We start from the raw sequence: 24,067 nt of genomic DNA on the forward strand, positions 1-24,067 counted from the left end.
GCCATGCGAGCCGAAACCCTGAAACGACTGCTTTCCACGTTGATAGGCATTGCCGGCCTGATGTTGCCGGCATTCGCCATGGCCCAGGACGCCACTGGCGCCACCGGCATTCCCGGTATTCCGGCCTTTACCGTGACACCCGGCGAAGGCGAGGGTGCGCAGGAATACTCGGTGACCCTGCAGATCCTGGCGCTGATGACCGCGCTCACGTTCCTGCCGGCGATGCTCATGATGATGACGTCGTTTACCCGCATCATCGTGGTGTTCGCCATACTGCGTCAGGCCATCGGCCTGCAGTCGACACCGTCCAACCAGATTCTGCTGGGCCTGGCGCTGTTCCTGAGCATCTTTATCATGAAACCGGTGCTGGAAGAGGCGAACCGGGTGGGGCTTCAGCCCTACCTGCAGGAGGAAGTAACCTCGCTGGAGGCGGTAGAGCTGGCGAGCCAGCCATTCCGCAAGTTCATGCTTGAACAGACCCGCGAGGACGATCTGGCCCTGTTCATGCGAATTGCCGACGTGCAGTACGACACGCCCCAGGATGTCTCGTTCTGGGTGCTGATGCCGGCCTTCGTAACCAGTGAGCTCAAGACTGCGTTCCAGATCGGATTCATACTGTTCATACCGTTTCTGATCATCGATATGGTGGTGGCCAGCGTGCTTATGGCCATGGGTATGATGATGCTGTCTCCGATCATCATCTCGCTGCCGTTCAAGATCATGCTGTTTGTCCTGGTGGACGGGTGGGCCCTGATCATGGGAACCCTGGCCGCCAGTTACGGAATATAGGAGCCGCGTCATGACCCCGGAAACCGTCATCGACATCCTCCGAGAAGCCCTATGGATGATCGTGCTGCTGGCGTCGATCATCATCGGCCCCGGCCTGGTCATTGGCCTGGTGGTCAGCACCTTCCAGGCAGCAACCCAGATTAACGAACAGACCCTGAGCTTCCTGCCGAGGTTGCTGGTCACGCTCATTGTGATCATCGTCTGGGGCCCATGGATGCTGACTCAGTTGCTTGATCACGCCAACCGGCTGTTCGGCAACATACCCTACCTGATCGGCTAGCGGATGATACCGGCGGAGATCAGCGTCGACCTGATCGGCCAGTGGGTCGGTCAGCATCTCTGGCCGCTGTTTCGCCTGGCCAGCTTTCTGATGGTGATCCCCATTTTCGGTACCCAGCTGGTTCCGGCCCGCGTGCGCCTGGGGCTGGCGTTGCTGATGACCGTCCTGATCGTACCCATGATCCCTCCGGTACCCCAGGTGGACGCCCTGAGCGCCGACGCCGTTGTCATCAGCCTGCAGCAGATCCTGATCGGGGTGGGCATGGGCTTCGCGCTGACGGCCCTCTGGCAACTGTTTGTTATCGCCGGCCAGATGATCGCCATGCAGATGGGCCTTGGCTTTGCCTCCATGGTCGACCCGGCCAACGGCGTCAATGTACCGGTGTTATCCCAGATCTACACCATCACGATCACGCTACTGTTCCTGGCCATGAACGGCCATCTGGTGGCCTTCGAGGTCTTCATAGAAAGCTTTCGCACATTGCCCATCGGCATGGAAGGCCTGGGCCAGGCCGGCGTCTGGGAACTGGCCCACCGGATCAGCTGGATGTTCGCCTCCGCCATGCTGCTGGCGCTGCCGGCGGTAACTGCGGTACTGATCGTCAACATCTCCTTCGGCGTGATGACCCGCGCCGCGCCCCAGATGAACATCTTCGCCCTGGGTTTCCCGATTGGCCTGATTTTTGGATTGTTTGCCATATGGGTGCTGCACGCCAATTTCCTGCCGCACTTTGACCAGCACACCCGCGAGACGTTTGAATTTATGCGGGGTTTGCAGGGGCAGCCTTGAATTTCTCTCATGTGCGCCTCGGAGACTCCACGCAGTGAGTATGCAGAGGCGGGTGGGGCAAGCTTTCCAAAACTGTGCGGAGCCATGGATGGCGGAGCCAAGCGTACAGGGATGTATCCACAGCGTGTTTTGGAAAGCTTGCCCCGCCCGCCGAAACTGACAATTTCGGAAGACCGGAATGGCCGAAGAAAACGACAACAGTCAGGAAAAAACGGAAGAGGCCACCCCCCGACGACTTGAAAAAGCCCGGGAGGAAGGCCAGACCGCCCGCTCCAAGGAACTGGCCACCATGGCCGTACTCCTGGCGGGCGCCGGCGGCCTGCTGATGTTTGGTGCCAGCCTTGGCGCGTCGCTGGAGGCCATCATGCGCGACAGCTTCGTGATCGAACGCTCCGCCATCTTCGACATGCGCCACATGAGCGTCCAACTGATTGCATCCGCCAAGGAAGCGGCCTGGGCACTGGCGCCCATTCTGGTGATGCTGCTCATCGCCGCCATCTTCGGCTCCATCGGCATTGGTGGCCTGCTCATCAGCGGCAAGGCTGTGGCGCCGAAACTCAACCGCATGGACCCCATCAAGGGCCTGGGCCGCATGTTCTCCGCGCGCTCCCTGGTAGAGCTGGTCAAAGCCATTGCCAAAGTCGGCCTGGTCATGGCCCTGGCGATCCTCATTCTCAACCTGCGCACCGAAGACCTCCTGGCCATTGCCGAGGAGCCGGTAGTGCCGGCCATGGAGCACGTACTCTGGACCATCGCCTGGAGTTTTTTCCTTCTGTCCTGCGCCACCATCATCATCGCCGCCATCGACGTGCCCTTCCAGATTTACGATCACCAGAAAAAACTGCGCATGACCAAGCAGGAGGTGAAGGACGAATACAAGGACACCGAGGGCAAGCCGGAAGTGAAGGGCAAAATCCGCCAGCTCCAGCGCGAAATGGCCCAGCGCCGGATGATGCAGGATGTGCCCAAGGCCGACGTGGTCATCACCAACCCGACCCACTACGCCGTAGCGCTCAAGTACGATCAGAAAGCCATGGCGGCGCCGGTGGTGGTTGCGAAGGGCGCCGATGAGGTGGCCTTCAAGATCATGGAAATAGCCCGGGAAAACAAAGTCGAGATCCTCAGAACGCCGCCGCTGACCCGGGCGGTCTACCACAACACCGACCTCGGCGAGGAGATCCCCGACGGCCTGTACATGGCCATCGCCCAGGTGCTTGCTTACGTGTTCCAGCTCCGCCAGTTCCGCAAGGGACGTGGGCCCAAGCCTGGCATGCCTGACTTCCCCATTCCCTCGGATTTGCGGCGTGACGTTTAGTTTGGAGTTTGGTTTCTTCTTTTAGCCTGCGAGTGTAGGGGCGGAGCGGCTGTGGGTGGCCTTTTCAGGACACGCTACGAGCACATCCATGTGCGCTTGGCTGTGGCCATCCATGGCCACAGACAGTCCTGAAAAAGCCACCCACAACCGCTCTTTCGAACCCAGCGATATCGCGTGGAAAACTTGGATGAACGGCTTCGGCCAAGCAAACGGATTCGTCATGTGGAGATATCTCTGAATTTGGGGAGGTTTGTGGGGTTGCCTCCCAAAAATGTCGGCGGCCAAGGATGGCCGACGCCAAGCGCACATGGATGTGCTCGTAGCGTTTTTTGGGAGGCAACCCCACAAACCTCTTCCCCCACAACAAGCAGGCTAGCGCAGGACTAAAGGCCAATTTCAGTAGCCAGCCTCAATAACCCGAACCATGGGCTCCCCGCGGCTCTCAGGGATCGGCAGAACCCCATACCAGTCCCGCGGGTCATGAACCCGGGTCAAACCAAAACCGCAGGAACGGAAGTGTTCCCGCGCCTGCTCGTCGGTCTGGAAATGGAACGACACCTGGCTGCGTGTGGCAGCGCCCAAGAGCGAGCCCAGGGCTTTGAGCGAGGTGTTCAGCAGAGGTTGCGTGGGCTGGTAATAGCTTTCGGACAGATAGACGGACCCGGGGCGCGTGGCCATGGCGGCGGCCAGGCGGCGCCAGAATTCGGTGATGGTTTCGAGGGAGAAGTAGCTGGTCAGGCCTTCGGTAACGATGATCACCGGCTCGCGGTTTTCGAATACCCGGTCGATGACCTTTTCCAGCTGGTACTCGCCATGGTCGGCCAGAATATCGATGGGCGTGACCTGGTGATGGTCGCCCAGGCGGCCGGCGGCCATGAGCCTGAGGGCCTTGCGAGCGGCCATGTCGGGCAGGTCGGCTTCGACCATGTGGAGCAGGGGGTGTTTCTGGCGTAATCGAATGCCCCTTGGGGACATGCCGCAGGCGATTTCCAGGACCTGGGTGATGCCCTTTTCTTTGATGGCCTGATCAATCAGGTGATCGATGATCAGGTGACGTTGTAACAGGAAAGTTCGGATGTTGCCGCCGATGGCTGCCTTGCTGGCGGCTTCGAACGGGGTCATCAGACGGTAGAGCCAGCGGCCTTTCTCGGTGGCCAGGGCATCGTCGGAGAGCCCGTACCGGTGCCAGACGGCACCGGTATACAGGGCGGTAAAGCTGATGCCGGAGCTGTCAGTCGGCTTTTTGCTCATACACCGCTTTGCCCCAGGCCTCGCGACTGCCGGGCAGTATCAGGTTCAGGATGATGGCGGCGACCGCGCACAGGGCGATGCCTTCCAGGTGTCCGAGTACCATGCCGCCGATGCCGAATACCAGGGTGACACCCACGATAACCAGGTTGCGGGATTGGGCCAGGTCTACCTGGTGGCGGATCAGGGTGTTCAGGCCAACAACGGCAATGGAGCCGAACAGCAGGCATAGAATGCCGCCCATGACCGGTACCGGGATGGTCTGCAAGGCCGCGCCGAATTTGCCGACGAACGCCAGCACGATGGCAACGCCCGCGGCCCACCACATCACCTTCGGGTTGAAGTTCTTGGTGAGCATCACCGCACCGGTTACCTCCGAGTAGGTGGTATTGGGCGGCCCGCCAAGCATGGAAGCGGCGCTGGTGGCCAGGCCGTCACCGAGCAGGGTGCGGTGCAGGCCGGGCTTTTCCAGGTAGTTTTTGCGGGTTACGTTGCCGATCGCGAGCACGTCGCCGATGTGTTCAATGGCCGGAGCGATGGCCACGGGCACCATGAACAGGATGGCGCCCCAGCTGAATTCCGGGGCCACGAAATTGGGCATGGCAAACCAGGCGGCTTCACGAATCGGGGTGGTATCGACAATGCCCGCGAACGCAGACAAAACGTAACCGGTGATCACGCCGAACATGATCGGGATCAGCCGGAAAATGCCTTTCGCCCACACCGACATGACAATGGTCACCGCCAGGGAAATCATCGCAATCCAGATGGCAGTGTCGTAGGGAATCAGCTGTGTGGAGCCGTCACCGGTGCGGCCGGAAGCCATGTGTACAGCCACCGGTGCCAGGCCCAGGCCGATGGTCATGATGACCGGGCCGATGACCACCGGGGGCAGCAGCCGCCGGACAAAGCCGGTGCCACGCAAGCGGACCAGTCCGCTCAGTACGATGTAGAGGATACCCGCCGCCATCAGGCCGCCAAGGGTTTCCTCCATGCCGAAGCGGCCCTTGGATGCAATAACCGGTGCGATGAATGCGAACGAGGAGGCCAGGAAGATGGGAATTTGGCCGCCGGTCACCACGTGAAAAATCAGGGTACCGAGGCCGGCAGTGAACAGGGCTACGTTGGGATCCAGGCCAGTAATCAGCGGCATCAGAACCAGGGCGCCGAACGCCACCAGCAACATCTGTGAGCCGGCAATGGCCTGTTTCCAGACCGGGTCGTTGGTGTGGTCCTGCATGTTTATACGTCCTTCTGCTTGGTGCCGAAGATCTTGTCACCGGCATCGCCGAGACCCGGGAGAATATAGCCTTTCTCGTTCAGACGTTGGTCAATGGAGGCCGTATAGATGGACACATCCGGATGCTTCTCGAGGACTTTCTCGATACCCTCCGGTGCGGCCACCAGCACCAGGGCGCGGATTTCCGTACTGCCCGCCTTTTTCAGCAAATCGATCGTGGAGATCATTGAGCCGCCGGTGGCCAGCATGGGGTCGACGATCAGCGCCATACGCTGATCCAGCTCGCCCACAAGCTTTTCCAGGTAGGTACTCGCTTCCAGGGTTTCTTCGTTGCGGATCTGGCCAACGACGCTCACACGGGCCACCGGGATCAGGCTCAGCACGCCATCCAGCATGCCCAGGCCGGCTCGCAGGATCGGCACGATGGTGATTTTCTTGCCGTGGATCTGCTCCACGGTGACCGGGCCGGCCCAGCCCTCAATGGTTTTTTCCTGAAGGTTGAAGTCCTTGGTGGCCTCGTAGGTCAGCAGTGCGCCGACTTCCTGTGCCAGCTCACGAAAATTCTTGGTGCTGATGTCCGCACGGCGCATCAGGCCGAGCTTGTGGCGGATCAGGGGGTGTTTTACCTCGTGGATAGGCATGGGGTCACCTGTGGTCTGTGTGTGGTCGATCAAATGGCGCAAGGATACCGCATCTGGCTGAGCGAGTCAGGCCGCCAGCCGGCGTCATTCCGAAAAAATAACCGGTGTGGTACGGATCTTGCCGCTCATCTCCGAAACGACGCCCCGGCGTCAGATTTTCGACCCTGAGAGCGCCCTCGGGCACCGCCAATCGGAGAAGGTTCCGGCATGGACAGAGCTTTGGTCCTTAACAACGTCAAATCCCTGACGCGGGGCAATATTGGCGTCCCCCTGATGCTTATGGGATTGCTGGGCATGATGATTCTGCCCATGCCCGCGTTCCTGCTGGACGTCTTCTTTACCTTCAATATCACGCTGTCTATCGTCATCCTGCTGGTGTGCGTGTACGCGCTTCGGCCCATGGAATTTGCTTCTTTCCCCACGGTGCTGCTGGTAGCTACGCTGCTGCGTCTGGCCCTGAACGTGGCCTCGACCCGGATTGTGCTGCTGAACGGCCACGAGGGCGGGGATGCGGCCGGTAAGGTCATCGAGTCCTTCGGTGAGGTCTTGATTGGCGGCAACTACGCCGTGGGTCTGGTGGTGTTTGCCATCCTGATGATCATCAACTTCCTGGTGGTCACCAAGGGTGCCGGCCGTGTGTCCGAGGTAAGCGCCCGCTTCACCCTGGACGCCATGCCCGGTAAGCAGATGGCCATTGATGCCGATCTCAACGCCGGCCTGATCAACCAGGACGAAGCCAAGCACCGGCGCGCCGAGATTGCCCAGGAGGCAGACTTCTACGGCTCCATGGACGGTGCCTCCAAGTTTGTGAAAGGCGATGCCATTGCCGGTCTGCTCATTCTGTTCATCAACATTGTTGGTGGTGTTGCCATCGGTATGCTCCAGCACGGTCTGGATTTTGGCCTGGCCATGCAGCGCTACGCCTTGCTGACCATTGGTGACGGCCTGGTGGCCCAGATTCCGTCACTGCTGCTGTCCACATCGGCCGCCATCATGGTGACGCGGGTCACCTCCAGTCAGGACATGGGCGGGCAGATTCTCCAGCAGATGTTCAGCGCCCCCAAGGCGCTGGCCATTGCGGCCGCCATCCTGATCATCCTCGGCCTGATTCCGGGCATGCCCCACTTCGCGTTCCTCGGGCTGGGTGGTCTTGCCGCCGGCGCCGCCTGGTACATCTGGAAGCACCAGCGCCAGACCGTGGAGGAAGACGGCGCATTTCCGGCGCGGGGTGGCGGCGCGGCACCGCGGCCTGCAGGTCGTGATCTTCCGCCCGGCGGGGACGCAGGTGGCGACCAGGCTCGCCAGTTGCCGGCTCCGGGAGAAAGCCGTGAACTGGGCTGGGATGACGTCGCCACGGTCGATATTGTCGGCCTGGAAGTGGGTTACCGGCTGATTCCGCTGGTGGACAAGTCCCAGGGTGGCCAGTTGCTCAGTCGCATCAAGGGCGTCCGCAAGAAGTTGTCCCAGGATCTTGGTTTCCTGATGCCGTCGGTTCACATCCGCGACAACCTGGACCTGATGCCCAATGTCTATCGCATCACGCTCATGGGCGTGACCATCGCCGAAGCCGAGATTCACCCTGATCGGGAGCTGGCCATTGATCCGGGCCAGGTGTTCGGCAAGGTGGAGGGTATCCAGGGCAAGGATCCAGCCTTCGGCCTGGATGCCATCTGGATTGAGCCCGACAAGAAAGACCAGGCCCAGACCCTTGGTTACACAGTAGTGGATGCAAGCACAGTTGTAGCGACCCATCTCAACCAGGTTCTGCAGAAGCATGCCCACGAGCTGCTGGGTCATGAAGAAGTTCAGAAGTGGCTGGACCAGCTGGAGAAGATATCTCCGAAACTCGCCGAGGAACTGGTACCGACCACCGTCTCCATCAGCCTGCTGCTGAAGGTGTTGCAGAACCTGCTTAAGGAAGAAGTGCCGATTCGGGATATGCGCTCCATTGCCGAGGCGATCGTGAACGTGCATCCGAAGAGCCAGGATCCGAAGCTGCTGACCACTGTAGCGCGCCAGTCGCTGCGCAGGATGATTATCCAGAGCATCTGCGGCAACGAATCGGAGATTCCTGTGATTACCCTGGATCCAGACCTGGAACAGTTATTGCTGAAGTCTGTTCAGCAGAGTCAACAATCCGGCGGTCAGGAGGATATTGGCCTGGTTCTGGAACCGAACATGGTGGAGAAACTCCAGCGTTCGTTGCAGGACAGCGTCCAGCGGCAGGAAATGCTCGGCAAACCGGCCATCCTTCTGGTGTCCGGCCCGCTGAGGCCGGTGCTGGCGAAGTTCGCCAGCTACGGTGTGGAGCGGCTGCACGTGCTCTCCTACCAGGAAATACCGGATAACAAGCAGATTACGATTGTGGCGTCCGTTGGCCAGTAACGGCGCGGATGACAGAACGGACAGCGCCGGAACGGCGTTGCCGGTGGAGGAAGAGGCATCATGAAAGTAAAACGGTTTTTTGCTCAGACCATGGCAGAGGCGTTGAAGCAGGTCAGTGAACAGATGGGGCCGGACGCCGTCATTCTTTCCAACCGGCGCGTAGACGGTGGTGTCGAAATTGTGACGGCACTGGACTACGACGAAAATATGGCGCGCCAGCGTCTGGGAAGCCGGGCCGAGGAAGCCACCAATGGCTCCCGGCTGGCCGAATTGCAGGCCGACCAGCACCGTCGGCTGGAGGACGAGCTGAGCCGCTCCCGCGATCGGATTCGCGAGGTTCGGGAGAAGCGGGCCGGGCAGGGTGCTGGTTACGCCCGTGCATCGTTTTCAGACATCCAGCAGGCGGTGGACGAGCAGGCTGATGTCCAGGTGCCGTCGACCGGCCGCACGGGTGAGGCCTATTCCGATGAGTTGGCGCAGATGCGCGCCGAGATCAGCTCGCTGCGCGACCTCATGCAGGGCAAAAAAACCCAGTCTCCGGTTGAGCCGTCGGCCACCAGCGCCGTCCAGCAACGGCTGGCGGAACGGCTGCAGGAATTTGGCCTTGGCAACGAGCTGGCGGTATCCATTGCTCGCCGCCACAAGGCAGGACGTCTGGAGGACGGCTGGAAACAGTCCCTCAAGATGCTGTGTACCGGCGTGCGCACGGCGCGCACCGAGTGGCTGGACCAAGGCGGTGTTTTCGCCCTCGTGGGCCCCACTGGTTCGGGCAAGACCACTACGATCGGAAAACTGGCGGCGCGATATGTGCTCAAGCATGGCCCGGACGCTGTGGCGCTGGTTACCACTGACCGCTACCGGGTCGCCGCCCACGAGCAGCTGTTCGTGTTTGGCCGCATCCTGAATGTGCCGGTGCGGGTGGTTGACGAGAGCCACAGCCTGGATGACATTCTCGATGAACTGTCCGACCGGCATCTGGTGCTGATAGACACCGCCGGTCTGACCAGCTCTGACAAGGGCTATCAGGAACAGTTGGCTGAACTGGCCCAAAGCCACCACAATGTCCGGACGCACCTCGTGGTGTCGGCAACCAGTCAACCGCGGATCATGAAATCCGTGTGGCATTGCTATAAGATGGCAAATCTTGCGGGCTGTGTGATGACCAAGGTAGACGAGGCCCTGACGCTCGGCGAATCCCTCGGCTTTGTCATGGAAACCGGCCTGCCTGTGGCCTATTACACCGACGGGCAGAAGATTCCGGAAGATCTGCACCACGCCCAGGCCGTTCCGTTGGTGCGGCTGGCTGTCGATCGCCTGAAAGCCCTGCAGCGACAGCAGGCGGTGGCTGAGGGCGCCTGAAGATCGAGACCCGTTATCGGATGCGTGGCAGGTGTCCGGACACACAAGACCCGGTTAAACGTGGCGAGAGACAAAAACGAGTATGAGCAAAGCACATCCGGTACAGGTGATCGCGGTTTCGGGCGGCAAAGGGGGCGTTGGCAAAAGTAACGTGTCGGTGAACCTCGGCATAGCGCTGGCCCAGAAAGGGCGCAGGGTTGTGCTTCTCGATGCCGATCTGGGCCTGGCCAACATTGACGTGCTGCTGGGTTTGACCGCGAACAGGAATCTGCAGGATGTCCTGGCCGGCGAATGCGAACTCAAGGATGTACTCGTCAATGGCCCCGGGGGGATCAAGATTGTCCCCGCCTCTTCGGGTACCCAGCGTATGACCCAGTTGAGCCCCATGGAACATGCCGGGCTTATCAATGCCTTCAGCGAGCTGGGCGACCAGATAGACGTATTGATTGTCGATACCGCCGCCGGCATTTCCGAATCGGTGGTGAGTTTTCTGCGGGCTTCCCAGGAACTGCTGCTGGTGGTGTGTGATGAGCCCACCTCCATCACTGATGCCTACGCACTGATCAAGTTGATGAACCGCGACTACGGCACCAACCGCTTCCGGATCCTCGCCAACCAGGTGCGCAATGAGCAGGAAGGTCGCCACCTGTTCGAAAAACTGACCCGTGTTACCGAGCGCTTCCTTGATGTAGCGCTACAATATGTGGGGATAGTGCCCTACGATGAGGCTGTGAAAAAAGCGGTTCAGCGACAGCGAGCGGTACTGGATGCCTACCCCCGGGCCAAGGCGTCCCTGGCCATCAAGGCACTGGCGGACAAAGTCGATAACTGGCCGCTGCCGTCTTCGCCCCGGGGACATCTGGAATTTTTTGTGGAGCGGCTCGTCGAAGTCTGAATCGGATCCTGTCAAACAACACCGGATACATGGCATTGGCGAACAACCTCGGTATCTACAACCAGTCTGGCACCCAGAGGCCCTCCCAGCTTGTGGAACAGCATGCGCCCCTGGTGAAGAAAATCGCCCTGCACCTGATGGCGCGGCTGCCAGCTTCTGTACAACTGGAAGACCTGATGCAGGCCGGCATGATCGGGCTCCTGGAAGCTGCCCAGCGATACAGCTCCACCCGCGGCGCCACCTTTGAGACCTACGCCGGCATCCGGATCCGGGGTGCCATGGTGGATGAGATCCGCAAGGGCGACTGGGTACCACGCTCTGTGCACCGGAACGCCCGCCGAATCTCCCAGGCCATCAAGGCCGTTGAAGACCGTCTTGGTCGTGAGGCGACCGACCTTGAAGTCGCCGATGAGCTGGGCATGGGCCTGACCGAATACCATTCATACCTTTCCGACGCCAACAGTGGCCGACTTTTTAGTCTCGATGAGCTCAATGAATCCGGAGAGCTGCCGATAGAAGAGACAGAGACCCAGGACAATCCCCTGGAAGGGCTGTCATCGGATGCCTTCCGACGCAGCCTGGCCGAGGCGATTGAGGATCTGCCGGAGCGCGAGAAACTGGTGCTGAGCCTGTACTACCAGGAGGAACTGAACCTCAAGGAGATCGGTGCGGTGCTTGGGGTCAGTGAGAGCAGGGTCAGCCAGATTCACAGTCAGGCGGCATTGCGACTGAGGAGCCGGTTGTCGGACTGGCACCAGGGTGCCGGTCGCTGAGAGCGCGCTGTGTGTCCGCACTCAGGCAGACTGTAGTTTTTGGTAACCGACGCTTTACAACCGTGGTAAAGGCCTGACAATAAGCGGTTAAAACAGCGGCCTGCTAGACTTCGAGCAGATAGGTCAAACGAATTCCGGGTGTTACTAACTGGAGGTCCCATTGGACAAGAACATGAAAATCCTCATTGTGGACGATTTTTCCACAATGCGACGGATCATCAAGAACCTGCTGCGTGATCTCGGCTTCACCAACACCGATGAAGCGGACGATGGCAACACCGCGCTACCGATGCTCAGAAGCGGCAAATACGATTTTCTGGTGACTGACTGGAACATGCCCGGCATGTCCGGTTTTGATCTCCTGAAGGCGGTCAGGGCCGACGAAAATCTCAAGACACTGCCGGTGCTGATGGTTACCGCGGAAGCCAAGCGTGACCAGATTGTCGCCGCGGCCCAGGCAGGTGTGAACGGGTACGTTGTCAAGCCGTTTACCGCCGCAGTGCTCAAGGAAAAGATTGAGAAAATCTTTGAAAGAATCCAGTAACCAGAGGTCGGATGGCTCTCATGAGCGATAGCAAACAGAACCATCGGGGCCTGGAACCGGAGGTAACGGAAAAACTCGAGCGGCAGGCCGCCGAGCTGGCGGAGAGCGTCAGCGCTGGTGATTATGCCAAGGCCATGACCCTGATCAATGAACTCAGCGAGGTTCGCGATCAGAGTCTGTATCGGGAGGTGGGCCGGCTGACCAGAAGCCTGCACGAAGCCATCCGGAACTTCCAGATAGATCCCCGAAATGCCGAACAGCAGGAGGCCCTGTCCAAAATGACAGACGCTTCCGACCGGCTTGAGTACGTGGTGCAGATGACCGGTGAGGCGGCTAACCGAACCATGGACCTGGTGGAAGAGACCATGCCGGTGGCCAATGCCCTGCGGGACGAAGCCGCGTCGCTTCGCGATGAATGGCAGCGCCTTCGTCGTCGCGAGATGCAGCCCGCGGAATTCCGGGAGCTGTACGGACGGATCGACCGGTTTTTTGTCAGCATGGCGACAGACGTCGACACCATGTACAACAACCTGTCGGAAATTCTTCTGGCCCAGGACTTCCAGGATCTGACTGGGCAGGTGATCCAGAAGGTCACCGCCCTGGTCAAGGAAGTGGAAGAGCAGATGCTTAGCCTGGTGGTCATGGCCAGCCATGTGGATCAGCTGACAGGCACTGTCCACCAGATTGAAGAGCGGCAGGAATCCGCGGAACAGGGTGTCGGGCCGCAGATCAAGGCCCACGAGCGGGAAGATGTAGTTTCGGGACAGGACGACGTAGACGACCTGTTGTCCAGTCTCGGTTTCTGATTAAAGAGGGTAACGCATGGCGTTCGATGCTGATGAAGAGATTTTGCAGGACTTCCTCGTGGAGGCCGGCGAAATACTCGAGAAGCTGTCAGAGCAGTTGGTAGACCTTGAGCGACATCCGGATGACAGTGATCTGCTCAACGCCATCTTTCGTGGCTTTCACACCGTAAAGGGGGGCGCCGGCTTCCTCCAGCTTGAGGCGCTGGTGAACTGCTGCCATTCGGCGGAGAACGTGTTCGATATCCTGCGCAACCACAAGCGCAAGGTGGATTCTGAGCTCATGGATGTGGTTCTGGAAGCCCTGGACCATGTGAACGCCATGTTCGAGCAGGTGCGCAACCACGAAGAGCTCACCCCGGCCCCGGACGAGCTGATTGCACGCCTCGATGCGTTTGCGCAGCCGGAATCCCAGGACGCTGCTGCCCCGGCGCAGCCCGCCGAGCCGACAGAGACCGCGGAAGCGGCCGAAGAGGGTGGGGATATCACCGACGATGAATTCGAGCAGCTGCTGGATGCGCTGGCCGATGAGCCGAAAGCCTCGACAACCGAAAAATCAGCGTCGGAAGCTAAGAGCAGCGACGCGTCCGGTGACGACGACATCACCGACGACGAGTTTGAGGCGCTGCTGGATCAGCTCCACGGCAAGGGGCAGTTTGCCGGTGCGCCGGCGGCCGATGAGCCGTCCTCATCCGGCAAGGATGAAACGGGCAATGCCGGGGAGCAGGCCGCCGACAAGTCGCCGGCTGGATCTGGATCTGGCGACGACCTGATTACCGACGACGAGTTCGAAAAACTGCTGGACGACCTTCACGGCAAAGGCGGTGGCCCCACGGCGGGAAAGGCCGACGGCCCGGCGAAGCCGGAAAAGCCCCGGGCTGCGGAACCGGATTCCTCCAAACCCAAGTCCGCCAAACCCGCTGAGCCAGCGAAGCCCGACGAAAAACCGGCTGCCAAGGGCGGTGCTGCACCCGCCATGCCGTCGCGGGAAAACGCCCCCGCGGCGGAGACCACCGTTCGGGTAGACACCAAGCGCCTGGACGACATCATGAATATGGTCGGCGAGCTGGTATTGGTGCGCAACCGCCTCCAGCGCCTGGGCGCTGAAAGCGAAGACGAACACATGCACAAGGCGGTTTCCAACCTTGATGTGGTAACCACCGATCTGCAGTCGGCAGTGATGCAGACCCGCATGCAGCCGATCAAGAAAGTGTTTGGCCGGTTCCCACGAGTGGTACGTGACCTGGCCCGGAGCCTCAAGAAAGAGGTCAATCTGGTCATGCACGGTGAGGAGACCGACCTGGACAAGAACCTGGTGGAGGCCCTGTCCGATCCCCTGGTGCATCTGGTTCGCAATTCCGTCGATCACGGTATTGAGTCGCCGGAGGTGCGGGAGAAGGCCGGCAAGCCCCGCCAGGGCACGGTCACCCTGTCAGCGGAGCAGGAAGGCGACCATATCCTGCTTTCCATTGAGGATGACGGTGCTGGCATGGATCCGGAGGTCCTGCGTCGCAAGGCCGTGGAGAAGGGCATCTACGACCAGGACGCGGCAGACCGGCTTACCAGGACCGAATGCTACAATCTGATCTTTGCCGCCGGCTTCTCCACCAAGGAGCAGATCTCCGACGTGTCCGGCCGTGGGGTCGGCATGGACGTGGTGAAGACCAAGATCGGCCAGCTCAACGGCCAGTTGAACGTTGAGTCCGAGCTGGGCAAGGGCTCGCGAATTGTCATCAAGGTGCCGCTGACCCTGGCGATCATGCCAACCCTGATGATCATGCTCGGCGACCAGTCGTTTGCCCTGCCGCTGGTGAACGTAGTGGAAATTTTCCACCTGGATCTGACCAAGACCAACATTGTTGATGGTCGCGAGTGCATCGTGGTTCGGGAACGGGTGTTTCCGCTGTTCCATATCAAGCGCTGGCTGGTTCGGGACGGCTCTTCCCAAGAGGTGCCGGAGAACGCCCATGTGGTGATTGTTGCCATGGGAACCAAGCAGGTGGGCTTTGTGGTTGACCAGTTGGTCGGACAGGAAGAGGTGGTAATCAAACCGCTGGGCCGCGCCCTCCAGGGAACCCCCGGCATGGCCGGTGCGACCATCACGGGCGATGGCCGGATTGCACTGATTATTGATGTTCCAAGCCTGTTGCAGCATTACGGCTGAGCTGAACCGCGCAGGTGATACCGGGCAGATAGCGAAGGATTGGGTAGGAGAATTGGATGACAGTTTCTGTCCTGGTCGTTGATGATTCAGGTTTTTTTCGAAAACGGCTGACGGAGATCCTGACCAGTTCCGGCCAGATCAAGGTGGTGGGTGCCGCCACTAACGGGCGCGAGGGTGTGGAGCTTGCAGAAAAGCTGCGTCCGGACGTGATCACCATGGACTACGAGATGCCGGTCATGGACGGCATCACCGCCGTGCGGGAGATCATGCGCAAGCGCCCGACACCGGTACTCATGTTCTCGTCCCTTACCTACGAGGGAGCACGGGTCACCCTGGACGCGCTTGAGGCGGGAGCAGTGGACTTCCTGCCCAAGAATTTCGAAGAGATTGCGCGCGACAACAGCCAGTTACAGAAAATCCTCATCGACCGGATTCTGGACGTGGCTCGCAGCCGGCCCGGTAACAAGGCGGCGCCAGCCGCTCCCGGGCCGTCGGCGCCGTCAGGCCGGGAGCCATCTCCGGCGTTGCGGTCCCGAACGGCGTCGGTGGAACGGCCTCGTTCCTCACTGCGGGAACGGCCCGCCACCCCGGCACCGGTCGGCGACGCAGAGACTGGCCGGCGCCCGGTCCGGCGTGGCCCCGCCAGGCATTACGCCGTGGTGGGTATTGGCACCTCCACTGGTGGACCGGTGGCCCTGCAGAGGGTGCTGACGGCTCTGCCGGCCTCGTTTCCGGCGCCCCTGGTGCTGGTTCAGCATATGCCGGCCAGCTTTACCCCCGCCTTTGCCGAACGGCTGAACAAGTTGTGTCAGATTGAAGTGCGGCAGGCCGAAGATGGCGATGTGCTCCGGCCCGGACTTGCATTGCTGGCGCCGGGCGGCAAGCAGATGATGATCGAGAACCGGAGCGGCCAGGCCAGGGTTCGCATACTGCCCGGGGACGAGCGCCTCAATTACAAACCTTGCGTGGATGTCACTTTCGGTTCGCTGGCTCGCAGCTTTCCCGGCAAGACCCTTGGTGTGATCCTTACCGGCATGGGCTCGGATGGCAAGGAAGGTTGCCGGCTGATGAAACAGAGCGGATCAGACGTCTGGTCCCAGGATGAGAAATCCTCGGTCATTTACGGCATGCCCATGGCCGTGGCCAAGGCGGGTCTGACCGACGAAGTGCTGTCACTGGATGACATCGGCCCCCGGTTGATCGAGGGCGTTAGCTGATGGATATCCTCTCCCTGCTCGGGGTTGTTCTCGGTTTTGCCGCGATCCTCGGTGGCAATCTGCTTGAGGGCGGTGCCCTCGCATCGCTGTTCAATGCCCCGGCGGCGATCATAGTGATCGGTGGCACACTCGCGGCAACCATCCTGCAGACGTCCTGGCCCATGCTCAAGCGGGCCTTCAGCCAGGTGCGCTGGGTGTTCGTGCCGCCGTTCATCAGCCTGGAGGACGGCATTGGCAAAGTGATCGACTGGAGTGTGAAAGCGCGGAAACAGGGGCTTCTGGGGCTTGAAGGGCTGGCAGAGCGTGAGCCGGAATCCTTCGCCCGCAAGGGATTGCAACTGCTGGTGGACGGTGCCGAACCGGAAACCATTCGCAGCATCATGGAAGTGGATCTGGAATCCCGGGAACAGCGGGATCTGGAATCAGCCAGGGTGTTTGAGGCCATGGGGGGCTATTCGCCCACCATCGGTATCATCGGTGCGGTCATGGGTCTGATTCAGGTGATGACCAATCTGGAAGATCCTCAGTCCCTGGGCAGCGGTATTGCCACTGCTTTTGTGGCCACCATTTACGGTGTTGCCCTGGCCAACCTGCTGTTCTTCCCTGTGGCCAACAAGATGCGGGGCATTGTGCGCGAGCGCACCCGCTACGAAGACATGATGATTGACGGCATTATTGCCATCGCCGAAGGCGAAAACCCGAAATCCATCGAATTGCGGCTGCGGGGCTTCCTGCAGTGAGCGCACGCAGGCCAACTTATGAGGCGCCGTAGGCAAGCCCAGGACGATCTGCACAACAAAGAGCGCTGGCTGATTTCCTACGCCGATTTCATCACGCTCCTGTTCGCCTTTTTCGTGGTGATGTATTCGGTGTCCTCGGTGAACCAGGGCAAGTATAAAGTACTCTCCGAAACCATGACCGGCGTCTTCAACGCGCCCCAGCGGTCCTTCCAGCCCATTGAGGTGGGAGACCAGCCCCGGCGGTCCCTCGAGGCTCCAGCCGAAGACGTGATTCCTCCGACGGTAACGGAAGCCCCGCAGAACCCCGAAATGGACGCCCAGGCCCGGACTGAAGCCCTCAGCGCAATGGCCGACCAGCTGGCACTGGAATTTGATGAGCTGATCAACCAGGGGGTAGTGACCCTGGAGACCAGCGACCGCTGGCTCGAGCTCAATCTGCCGAACAGCCTGTTGTTTGGCAGTGGCGATGCCGAGCCTCATTACGATGCCTTTGAAGTGGTCGAGAAGATTGCCACGGTTCTGAATAACCGGGACAACGCCGTGAAGGTTGAGGGCTTTACCGATAACCAGCCGATCAACAGCTCCCGCTTTCCATCCAACTGGGAACTGTCCGCAGCCAGGGCGGCGGCGGTCGTCCGGATGCTGGTGATGGAAGGCATTGAGCCGGAGCGTTTGGCGGCGGTTGGCTATGGCCAGTACCAGCCGGTAGCCCGTAATGACACCGAAGCGGGACGGCAAAGGAATCGCCGGGTGGTATTGCTGATTTCCCGGGATGCCAGTATCCGGGGCGCGATGCGCTGACAGTTCTCCTCGGCAGATGCGTATATGCCGGTTGGCATGGTTCCTGTATTACTTCCGGTTAATATCAAACGACGGCAACCGCTTGCCGGTAATCCTGTTCGCCGTTCGTTCAAGTTGCCCGCAGACTGGCCGATAACCCCTCAGGTACGCGCCGCGGGCTGTCGGCGAAATGACCTGTCTTCTGGAGAACCAAAGCGTGCGAATCTGGGCAGTAGCCAATCAGAAAGGTGGTGTGGGTAAAACGACAACCGTGGTCACCCTCGGCGGATTACTTGCCGAACGTGGCAAACGGGTACTAGTCGTTGACCTGGACCCCCACGGCTCGCTGACCAGCTGGTTTGGTTACGATCCGGATACCATTGCCCACAGTGTGTTCGACCTTTTCCAGCACCAGGGCAAGGTGCCACAGGGACTGCCAGCCCAATTGATCACGGAGACCAGCTGCAAGGGACTCTCCCTGCTGCCGGCCAGCGCAGCGCTGGCGACTCTCGAGCGCCGCATGATTGGCGTTGAGGGGATGGGGTTGATCGTTTCCCGGGCATTGACTCAGCTGTGGGACGACTTTGACTACGTGCTGCTGGACAATACCCCGTCACTGGGCGTTCTTATGGTAAACGCCCTGGCCGCGGCCCAACACCTTATTATCCCCGTGCAAACGGAGTTCCTGGCCATCAAGGGCCTGGAGCGGATGTTGCACACGCTTCAGATGATCATGCGATCCCAGAAGAATTCACTTGCCTACACCATTGTGCCGACCCTGTACGATCGCCGTACCCAGGCGTCGGTGAAAAGCCTCAACCTGTTGCGCAAGACCTACCGGGACACACTCTGGCAGTTTGCGATTCCGGTGGATACCAAGTTCCGGGATGCCAGCCAGGCAGGCGTGGTCCCGTCCGCGCAGGATGCGGAAACCCATGGCGTTCGGGCCTACAGCCATCTGTTGGACGATCTGATGTCGCGGATTGGCCAGGTGAGGGAGCGTCAGCATGGCTGACGAAAAGTTGACACGGCTGGCGGATCCGGAAACCGCGATCGCCAGTTACCTGGACGAGTTGCTTCACACCGCCACAGATACCGCCCGGCGTGAGGAAGGTTCCGAATCCCTGGCGCCGGAAGCTGCACCAACGAAACCGGCACCCGCGCCTCGCCCGGCCGTTACCGCCGAAAAACCGGCACCTAAGCCGGAGCCAGCCAGGCCGGAGCCAGTCAGGCGGGTCAGGGCGACACCCCCGGAACCGGCCAGAGCAAAGACGCCGGTGGCCCCTCACATTGCGGAGCCGGTGGTCCAGAAAGCAGAGAAGGCCACGGCCGAACCAGCGCCTGTGGCGCCACCGCCCCGGCCTGAGTGGTCGGACAAGCCGTTCGAGTGCCTGATCTTCACGGTGGCGGGGCTGCAGTTGGCCGTGCCGTTAATACTGTTGGGCGCGATTCACCGGATTGAGGACGAGATCCGCCCGATTCCCGGCAGCCCCCGATGGTACATGGGCATTCGGGCCGATCGTGACCAGAACCTGCGGGTGGTGGACACCGCCGAGTGGATCATGGCCGGGCGGGTTCCGGAAAATGCCCGGGACAATTACCGGTTTGTGATTCGGCTCGATAACAGCGACTGGGGCCTGGCCTGCGACGATGTGGCCCAGTCCTTCACGCTGAAGCCCGAGGAAGTGCGCTGGCGAACTGCCCGCAGCAAACGGCCCTGGCTGGCCGGAACCGTGATTGATCACATGTGCGCACTGATTGACGTTCGCACCATGGCCGACTTGCTGATCAGGGCGGAAAGAGAGCACCATCTGGACTTGAGCTGAAGCAAACAACCGTTACCGAATGAAACCGAGCCTAGCTGGCACGGTTTGTGCCCTTAACTATAGTATTGGGCACTGATGATAATTTTTTGACGATCAGGTTGCCCGCCGGGCAGCCCCAGAGGAGAAACATCGCTATGGCATCCCCGAGCGGAAAAACCAATCAGGCCCAGGACGACCAGGTACTGCAATACGTTACCTTCAGGCTGGATGATGAGACCTACGGTCTGAATGTCATGCAGATCCAGGAAGTGCTGAGATACACCGAGATTGCGCCGGTTCCCGGTGCCCCGGACTACGTACTCGGCATTATCAACCTGCGGGGTAACGTGGTTACGGTCATCGATACCCGCCGCCGTTTCGGTCTGGCGGATGCGGAAGTGACCGACGCCACCCGGATTGTGGTGATGGAATCCGCCAATCAGGTCATGGGTATTCTGGTGGATTCGGTGGCCGAAGTGGTTTACCTGAAGTCCAGTGAAATTGAGACCGCACCGAACGTGGGTAACGAGGAAAGTGCCAAGTTTATCCAGGGCGTGTGCAACAAGGATGGCGAACTGATCATACTGGTCGAGTTCGACAAGATGCTGTCAGACCACGAGTGGGCTGAAATCGCGGCACTGTAACCGGGGCAACCCGCCCAGCGCCCTCCGATGGATGCCTTCCGTGGCCACAAACGGGAGACATCCGTCATGTTTGCAGAAATTCCGTCATACCTTCCCTGGGCCCTGACCGTCACCGCACTGTCCCTGGTTTTCGTGCAGGGATTGATGCAGCGGCGCCAGATCCGCAGCCTGCGCGACCAGCTCAAAAACCGGTGCGATACGCTGGGGCGGGAATTGCACGCCACCACCAGCGGCAGCATGGGCGTGGGCCAGCGTCTCGTTAGCTGCGAGCGACAGCTCCACGAATTGCGCAGCACGCTGGATGAAATGCGACAGAACGATCCGCTGCGGATTTCCTATGATGAGGCCTCCCGCCTGGTTGATCTCGGTGCTGATATCGACGATCTTATGAACACGTGCGGAATATCCCGTCCCGAGGCCGAGCTGGTGTCAGCGCTCAGGAAGCGTCAGGCGGCGTAGCGCCGCGGCGCCTTTCCTCGGGCGTGAAACCCCGGATGTGGAAGGCGAACGCCAGGATCTCCGCAATTACCCGGTACAGCGACTCCGGAATCTCCTCGTTCAGCGACAGTCGGGCAAGGATGCTCGCCAACTCGGCGTTTTCATACAGCGGCACGCCATGGTCGCGGGCAATGCGAATGATTTCTTCGGCCAGTTCGTGGGTGCCGGTGGCGCTGATAGTCGGGGCCCGCTCGCCATCATAACGCAGCGCCACTGCGGCGCGACTGCTGAAGTCCTGATCTGTACTCATGCCCGGGTATCCACCAGTCGATGTTCCAGACGGGTAACGCTGCCCTGAGGGGTCCCCCTCCGGCATTCAAGATCCGACACTTCCAGCCCCAGGTCGGTGAGGCTTTGCCGCAACAGCGGCAGTTCTTCGTTGACCCGTTGAAGGGTACTCTGTTTTTCTGCCCACACCCGGGCACTGACCGACTGCTGGCGGAGGGCCACATCGAAATGCAGGGGGCCTGCTTCGTCGAGATCCATGGCCAGCGACAGGCGCCACTCGGCAACCGCTGCGGCCGGAGTCTTGTGATCCGATTCCTTGTTCTCCGGGTACTGTTCAATCCTGAGCTGGGCCAGCCTGGGCTCATGCTGCGGGGTTAGCCAGGGCAAGTCGAGCAACAGGGTGGACGCCGGAGCACCAGCCTCGGCGCCGCCCCGGGCCGTGAGCGCCTGGCTGTGCAACTGGTTGACGGTGATACGGTTCAGCATACCGGCCAGCAGCCGGAGCATCTGCCCGGCCGTTGCCGGCTCGCCACCTGCTGTTGGCTGGGGCGTTGTCAGAGGTTGGGGAAATTGCAGGGGGGCCCGCATCAGATCGGCAGTCGCCAGTGGCGTGAGACGGTTGAACTGCTCTGGAGGCTGACCTTGCTGGGCCAGTAGCGAGGTCACAATCCGCCCGAGGGCGAGCTTCAGATCCGGAAGCTGGGGTGAGGGCGCCTGGGCCAGTCGTGATTCGGCAAACAGGCCGCTTTCCGACATCCACTGGCGCACTTGCCTTGCGATCTGTGGCTGGGTACCGTCGCCGGGCGACAGGCTGGTACTGCCCGGCAGTCGGGACAGCATCTGCTCAACGGCCTGCCGGGCTGCTTCCGGCAGAGGCTGAGGTATGCGGGCGGAGGGGAGTTGGCCCGGCAACGGATCCGGTTTCAGTCCCTGTTTGAGAGCCCCCAGTAACTGTGCCAGCCCGGCGTCCAGACTCTGTTGCCAGGGCAATCGCTGCGCCATGGCGCGCGCTATTCCGGCCTCCGGAGCTGGTGCCAGTTTGCCCATCAACTGCAGCTCGTTGCCGGCCCGCATCACTTTGACCCAGTCGCCCGCGGCAAACTCGGTTTTACCGGTGGCGGCCTGTACCAGCAGGGATTTGCCTCGCACATCCAGCAGCAAATCGGTGCCTTTGCCCCCTTGTTGCTGGATGATTTCCGCCACCCGGGCCAGGGTGGTCTCCCGGTTGGCGAGCTGGAGCTGGTCCAGCAACTGCCTCGCCGAGGCGGGGGTTATTGGCTGCCCGCTCGGGCCCGGACCTGCGGCCGGTTCGCCGGAACCGCTGGTCGGTGTCTGCCCGGTTCTGGTTGTCGAAACGGGCTGAGGCTGGGGTGCCGGAGGCTGTTGTCCGCTGGGTAGTTTCATCGCCACCGAATTGATGTTGAACAAGAGTAATCGGCACGGGCTTTCGCTATAATACGCCGCGCCGGCCGGCCGCACCTGTTTCGCCACTGACTCAAGGGTAGCGCTGGCAGCGGCTGTGAATACACCCGATGCCGTCAACACGCGCATCGTCCTGGTTACGGGGACCTGATGTCTGAGCCGTTATTACAGGCTGTCGACCTGCAGTGCGAACGGGATGAACGATTACTTTTCCGCGATCTTTCGTTCTCCATAGTGCCCGGTACGGTCACCCGTGTCGAGGGCCCCAACGGCTCTGGCAAGACGACGCTTTTGCGGATTCTCGCCGGCCTCAACGACGCCTGGTCAGGGCAAATTCTCTGGTGTGGCGCGCCCAGGTCTGCCAGCCGGGAAGCGTTCCTGCGCAATACCCTTTACCTTGGCCACCGGCCGGGCATCAAGTCGCTGCTGACGCCCGTCGAGAATCTGCGTGCGCTCACCGCCGGGCGGCGGCCCCTGCCGGACAGGGTCCTGCGTCAGGCACTGGCGGGTACCGGCCTGGCGGGCTTCGAGGATGTGCCCTGCCGTACCCTGTCCGCTGGCCAACAACGGCGGGTTGCATTGGCACGTTTGCTGGTGGCGGACGAACCGCTCTGGCTGCTGGACGAGGTCTTTACTGCCATCGACCTGGAGGGCGTCATTGCGATCGAGTCGCTGCTTCAACAGCGTGCGGCCGAGGGTGGAGCGGTGGTGGTGACCACCCACCACGAACTCAAATTACCCGGTATGCAGCGCATCGTACTCGGGGAAGGGGGCGTTTCATGAACGCGGCTAACCAGCCTTTCCTGGCACTCCAGCATGAGACTCCTGGCGTATTGTCCGCCATGGTTGCGGTTTTCAGCCGGGATCTGCGAGTGGCGCTCCGGCAGCGTCAGGACCTTCTCAATCCCTTGCTGTTCTTCGTAATGGTGGTGGCACTTTTTCCCCTGGGAGTCAGTCCGGAAGTGTCATTTCTGAAGGAGGCCGGAGCAGGTATCCTGTGGGTTGCGGCGTTGCTCTCGGTTCTGCTGTCGCTGGATCACCTGTTCCGGCACGATTTTGATGACGGCACCCTCGAGCAGCTGGTGTTGCAGCCCCATCCGCTGTTCTTGCTGGTGCTGGCCAAAACCGCGGCGCACTGGGTGCTGACCGGGCTGCCACTGGTAGCCCTGGCGCCGGTTCTCGGCGTAATGGTGCATCTGGACGGGAACTCCATCGGAGTTTTGTGTCTAACGCTGCTGATCGGTACACCGGTGTTGAGTCTGATCGGTTCCATCGGCGCTGCATTGACTCTTGGATTGCGCTCGGCAGGCGTGCTCTTGTCCCTGCTGATCATTCCGCTGTACATTCCCGTGCTGATTTTTGGCACGGGCACCGTGGCTTCGGCCGCAGAGGGCGCCCCGGTGGCTGCCTATATGGCCCTGATGGGGGCTCTTCTGGTGCTGGCACTGACCCTGGCACCCTTTGCGTCGGCGGCGGCACTTCGAATCAGCCTGTCGAACGGATGAAAC

At 60.8% G+C, this 24,067-nt stretch carries 25 protein-coding genes; 20 read left to right on the forward strand and 5 right to left on the reverse strand.

Annotation, left to right across the window (positions count from 1 at the left end):
• Positions 1-3 precede the first annotated feature (3 nt).
• From fliP to flhB, 4 genes are all read left to right on the forward strand, one after another.
• Positions 4-789, forward strand: coding sequence for a flagellar type III secretion system pore protein FliP (gene fliP, locus ACFC20_RS09365; protein ID WP_375192763.1), 786 nt, complete (start codon positions 4-6; stop codon positions 787-789).
• A 10-nt stretch (positions 790-799) separates the two neighbouring features.
• Positions 800-1,069, forward strand: coding sequence for a flagellar biosynthesis protein FliQ (fliQ, locus tag ACFC20_RS09370; protein ID WP_008173075.1), 270 nt, complete (start codon positions 800-802; stop codon positions 1,067-1,069).
• 3 nt (positions 1,070-1,072) lie between these two features.
• Complete coding sequence (fliR, locus tag ACFC20_RS09375) at positions 1,073-1,858, forward strand: flagellar biosynthetic protein FliR (protein ID WP_375192764.1); 786 nt, start codon at positions 1,073-1,075, stop codon at positions 1,856-1,858.
• Between the two features lie 178 nt (positions 1,859-2,036).
• Positions 2,037-3,173, forward strand: a complete 1,137-nt coding sequence (gene flhB / locus ACFC20_RS09380) for a flagellar biosynthesis protein FlhB (RefSeq protein WP_375192765.1) — start codon at positions 2,037-2,039, stop codon at positions 3,171-3,173.
• A gap of 396 nt (positions 3,174-3,569) precedes the next feature.
• On the opposite strand, the gene ACFC20_RS09385 is transcribed toward flhB, so the two are convergent.
• Genes ACFC20_RS09385 through upp form a run of 3 tightly spaced genes read right to left on the reverse strand, consistent with a single transcriptional unit; the run spans position 3,570 to position 6,302 of the window.
• The gene (locus ACFC20_RS09385) at positions 3,570-4,424 is read right to left on the reverse strand and encodes a class I SAM-dependent methyltransferase (RefSeq protein ID WP_375192766.1); all 855 of its coding nucleotides are present in this window, start codon (positions 4,422-4,424) and stop codon (positions 3,570-3,572) included.
• Positions 4,405-5,661, reverse strand: coding sequence for a uracil-xanthine permease family protein (locus tag ACFC20_RS09390; RefSeq protein ID WP_375192767.1), 1,257 nt, complete (start codon positions 5,659-5,661; stop codon positions 4,405-4,407). The genes ACFC20_RS09385 and ACFC20_RS09390 overlap by 20 nt, the downstream gene beginning before the upstream one ends.
• A 2-nt stretch (positions 5,662-5,663) precedes the next feature.
• Positions 5,664-6,302 (reverse strand): uracil phosphoribosyltransferase, encoded by a 639-nt coding sequence (upp, locus tag ACFC20_RS09395; RefSeq protein WP_375192768.1) that lies wholly within the window; start codon positions 6,300-6,302, stop codon positions 5,664-5,666.
• 207 nt (positions 6,303-6,509) lie between these two features.
• Between upp and flhA the strand changes: the two genes are divergently transcribed.
• The 14 genes from flhA (at position 6,510) to ACFC20_RS09465 (ending at position 20,870) form a co-directional block, all read left to right on the forward strand.
• Positions 6,510-8,687 (forward strand): flagellar biosynthesis protein FlhA, encoded by a 2,178-nt coding sequence (gene flhA / locus ACFC20_RS09400; RefSeq protein ID WP_375192769.1) that lies wholly within the window; start codon positions 6,510-6,512, stop codon positions 8,685-8,687.
• 60 nt (positions 8,688-8,747) lie between these two features.
• Positions 8,748-10,046, forward strand: a complete 1,299-nt coding sequence (gene flhF / locus ACFC20_RS09405; RefSeq protein ID WP_375192770.1) for a flagellar biosynthesis protein FlhF — start codon at positions 8,748-8,750, stop codon at positions 10,044-10,046.
• Positions 10,047-10,128: 82 nt separating this feature from the next.
• Positions 10,129-10,941, forward strand: coding sequence for a MinD/ParA family protein (locus ACFC20_RS09410; RefSeq protein WP_375192771.1), 813 nt, complete (start codon positions 10,129-10,131; stop codon positions 10,939-10,941).
• A gap of 29 nt (positions 10,942-10,970) precedes the next feature.
• Positions 10,971-11,714 carry an RNA polymerase sigma factor FliA gene (locus tag ACFC20_RS09415; protein WP_375192772.1) on the forward strand — a complete coding sequence of 248 codons (744 nt, stop codon included), beginning with the start codon at positions 10,971-10,973 and terminating at the stop codon, positions 11,712-11,714.
• A gap of 160 nt (positions 11,715-11,874) precedes the next feature.
• Positions 11,875-12,258: a chemotaxis response regulator CheY gene (gene cheY, locus ACFC20_RS09420; protein WP_048495094.1), complete on the forward strand. Its 384-nt coding sequence runs from the start codon at positions 11,875-11,877 to the stop codon at positions 12,256-12,258.
• 20 nt (positions 12,259-12,278) lie between these two features.
• Positions 12,279-13,064, forward strand: coding sequence for a protein phosphatase CheZ (locus tag ACFC20_RS09425; RefSeq protein ID WP_375192773.1), 786 nt, complete (start codon positions 12,279-12,281; stop codon positions 13,062-13,064).
• Between the two features lie 16 nt (positions 13,065-13,080).
• Positions 13,081-15,225 carry a chemotaxis protein CheW gene (locus tag ACFC20_RS09430; protein WP_375192774.1) on the forward strand — a complete coding sequence of 715 codons (2,145 nt, stop codon included), beginning with the start codon at positions 13,081-13,083 and terminating at the stop codon, positions 15,223-15,225.
• A gap of 56 nt (positions 15,226-15,281) precedes the next feature.
• Positions 15,282-16,442 (forward strand): chemotaxis response regulator protein-glutamate methylesterase, encoded by a 1,161-nt coding sequence (locus tag ACFC20_RS09435; RefSeq protein ID WP_375192775.1) that lies wholly within the window; start codon positions 15,282-15,284, stop codon positions 16,440-16,442.
• A complete protein-coding gene (locus tag ACFC20_RS09440; RefSeq protein ID WP_375192776.1) occupies positions 16,442-17,182 on the forward strand; it encodes a flagellar motor protein in 741 nt (246 codons plus the stop codon). Before ACFC20_RS09435 ends, ACFC20_RS09440 begins: the two co-directional genes overlap by 1 nt.
• 18 nt (positions 17,183-17,200) lie before the next feature.
• Positions 17,201-17,983: a flagellar motor protein MotD gene (motD, locus tag ACFC20_RS09445; RefSeq protein ID WP_375192777.1), complete on the forward strand. Its 783-nt coding sequence runs from the start codon at positions 17,201-17,203 to the stop codon at positions 17,981-17,983.
• 196 nt (positions 17,984-18,179) lie between these two features.
• Positions 18,180-18,977 (forward strand): ParA family protein, encoded by a 798-nt coding sequence (locus tag ACFC20_RS09450; protein ID WP_375192778.1) that lies wholly within the window; start codon positions 18,180-18,182, stop codon positions 18,975-18,977.
• On the forward strand, positions 18,970-19,788 hold the full coding sequence (locus ACFC20_RS09455; protein ID WP_375192779.1) for a chemotaxis protein CheW: 819 nt from the start codon (positions 18,970-18,972) through the stop codon (positions 19,786-19,788). Before ACFC20_RS09450 ends, ACFC20_RS09455 begins: the two co-directional genes overlap by 8 nt.
• Before the next feature lie 134 nt (positions 19,789-19,922).
• Entirely contained in the window at positions 19,923-20,411 is a 489-nt protein-coding gene (locus tag ACFC20_RS09460; protein WP_091986340.1) for a chemotaxis protein CheW, read from the forward strand.
• A 66-nt stretch (positions 20,412-20,477) separates the two neighbouring features.
• Entirely contained in the window at positions 20,478-20,870 is a 393-nt protein-coding gene (locus ACFC20_RS09465; RefSeq protein ID WP_375192780.1) for a DUF2802 domain-containing protein, read from the forward strand.
• On the opposite strand, the gene ACFC20_RS09470 is transcribed toward ACFC20_RS09465, so the two are convergent.
• Together ACFC20_RS09470 and ACFC20_RS09475 are read right to left on the reverse strand one after the other, a co-directional pair.
• Positions 20,848-21,159 carry an EscU/YscU/HrcU family type III secretion system export apparatus switch protein gene (locus tag ACFC20_RS09470; RefSeq protein ID WP_375192781.1) on the reverse strand — a complete coding sequence of 104 codons (312 nt, stop codon included), beginning with the start codon at positions 21,157-21,159 and terminating at the stop codon, positions 20,848-20,850. The two genes, ACFC20_RS09465 and ACFC20_RS09470, sit on opposite strands and share 23 nt — an antisense overlap.
• Positions 21,156-22,388 carry a flagellar hook-length control protein FliK gene (locus ACFC20_RS09475; protein ID WP_375192782.1) on the reverse strand — a complete coding sequence of 411 codons (1,233 nt, stop codon included), beginning with the start codon at positions 22,386-22,388 and terminating at the stop codon, positions 21,156-21,158. Before ACFC20_RS09475 ends, ACFC20_RS09470 begins: the two co-directional genes overlap by 4 nt.
• 321 nt (positions 22,389-22,709) lie before the next feature.
• Between ACFC20_RS09475 and ccmA the strand changes: the two genes are divergently transcribed.
• Both ccmA and ccmB read left to right on the forward strand, forming a co-directional pair.
• On the forward strand, positions 22,710-23,342 hold the full coding sequence (gene ccmA / locus ACFC20_RS09480; RefSeq protein ID WP_375192783.1) for a cytochrome c biogenesis heme-transporting ATPase CcmA: 633 nt from the start codon (positions 22,710-22,712) through the stop codon (positions 23,340-23,342).
• Positions 23,339-24,064, forward strand: coding sequence for a heme exporter protein CcmB (gene ccmB / locus ACFC20_RS09485; protein ID WP_375192784.1), 726 nt, complete (start codon positions 23,339-23,341; stop codon positions 24,062-24,064). The genes ccmA and ccmB overlap by 4 nt, the downstream gene beginning before the upstream one ends.
• Positions 24,065-24,067: the final 3 nt, after the last annotated feature.

This window comes from Marinobacter sp. (genome assembly GCF_041984545.1).
Taxonomy (GTDB): domain Bacteria; phylum Pseudomonadota; class Gammaproteobacteria; order Pseudomonadales; family Oleiphilaceae; genus Marinobacter.

What these genes read in the sequence shown, in the direction of transcription:
- flhA (WP_375192769.1), top strand. Translation starts at nt 6,510, where the DNA reads ATGGACAGAGCTTTGGTCCTTAACAACGTCAAATCCCTGACGCGGGGC.
- fliQ (WP_008173075.1), top strand. Translation starts at nt 800, where the DNA reads ATGACCCCGGAAACCGTCATCGACATCCTCCGAGAAGCCCTATGGATG.
- ACFC20_RS09385 (WP_375192766.1), bottom strand. Translation starts at nt 4,424, where the DNA reads ATGAGCAAAAAGCCGACTGACAGCTCCGGCATCAGCTTTACCGCCCTG.
- ACFC20_RS09435 (WP_375192775.1), top strand. Translation starts at nt 15,282, where the DNA reads ATGACAGTTTCTGTCCTGGTCGTTGATGATTCAGGTTTTTTTCGAAAA.
- ccmA (WP_375192783.1), top strand. Translation starts at nt 22,710, where the DNA reads ATGTCTGAGCCGTTATTACAGGCTGTCGACCTGCAGTGCGAACGGGAT.
- ACFC20_RS09460 (WP_091986340.1), top strand. Translation starts at nt 19,923, where the DNA reads ATGGCATCCCCGAGCGGAAAAACCAATCAGGCCCAGGACGACCAGGTA.
- ccmB (WP_375192784.1), top strand. Translation starts at nt 23,339, where the DNA reads ATGAACGCGGCTAACCAGCCTTTCCTGGCACTCCAGCATGAGACTCCT.
- flhF (WP_375192770.1), top strand. Translation starts at nt 8,748, where the DNA reads ATGAAAGTAAAACGGTTTTTTGCTCAGACCATGGCAGAGGCGTTGAAG.
- ACFC20_RS09415 (WP_375192772.1), top strand. Translation starts at nt 10,971, where the DNA reads ATGGCATTGGCGAACAACCTCGGTATCTACAACCAGTCTGGCACCCAG.
- upp (WP_375192768.1), bottom strand. Translation starts at nt 6,302, where the DNA reads ATGCCTATCCACGAGGTAAAACACCCCCTGATCCGCCACAAGCTCGGC.
- ACFC20_RS09430 (WP_375192774.1), top strand. Translation starts at nt 13,081, where the DNA reads ATGGCGTTCGATGCTGATGAAGAGATTTTGCAGGACTTCCTCGTGGAG.
- flhB (WP_375192765.1), top strand. Translation starts at nt 2,037, where the DNA reads ATGGCCGAAGAAAACGACAACAGTCAGGAAAAAACGGAAGAGGCCACC.
- motD (WP_375192777.1), top strand. Translation starts at nt 17,201, where the DNA reads ATGAGGCGCCGTAGGCAAGCCCAGGACGATCTGCACAACAAAGAGCGC.
- ACFC20_RS09390 (WP_375192767.1), bottom strand. Translation starts at nt 5,661, where the DNA reads ATGCAGGACCACACCAACGACCCGGTCTGGAAACAGGCCATTGCCGGC.
- ACFC20_RS09410 (WP_375192771.1), top strand. Translation starts at nt 10,129, where the DNA reads ATGAGCAAAGCACATCCGGTACAGGTGATCGCGGTTTCGGGCGGCAAA.
- ACFC20_RS09470 (WP_375192781.1), bottom strand. Translation starts at nt 21,159, where the DNA reads ATGAGTACAGATCAGGACTTCAGCAGTCGCGCCGCAGTGGCGCTGCGT.
- ACFC20_RS09440 (WP_375192776.1), top strand. Translation starts at nt 16,442, where the DNA reads ATGGATATCCTCTCCCTGCTCGGGGTTGTTCTCGGTTTTGCCGCGATC.
- fliR (WP_375192764.1), top strand. Translation starts at nt 1,073, where the DNA reads ATGATACCGGCGGAGATCAGCGTCGACCTGATCGGCCAGTGGGTCGGT.
- ACFC20_RS09465 (WP_375192780.1), top strand. Translation starts at nt 20,478, where the DNA reads ATGTTTGCAGAAATTCCGTCATACCTTCCCTGGGCCCTGACCGTCACC.
- fliP (WP_375192763.1), top strand. Translation starts at nt 4, where the DNA reads ATGCGAGCCGAAACCCTGAAACGACTGCTTTCCACGTTGATAGGCATT.
- ACFC20_RS09425 (WP_375192773.1), top strand. Translation starts at nt 12,279, where the DNA reads ATGAGCGATAGCAAACAGAACCATCGGGGCCTGGAACCGGAGGTAACG.
- ACFC20_RS09455 (WP_375192779.1), top strand. Translation starts at nt 18,970, where the DNA reads ATGGCTGACGAAAAGTTGACACGGCTGGCGGATCCGGAAACCGCGATC.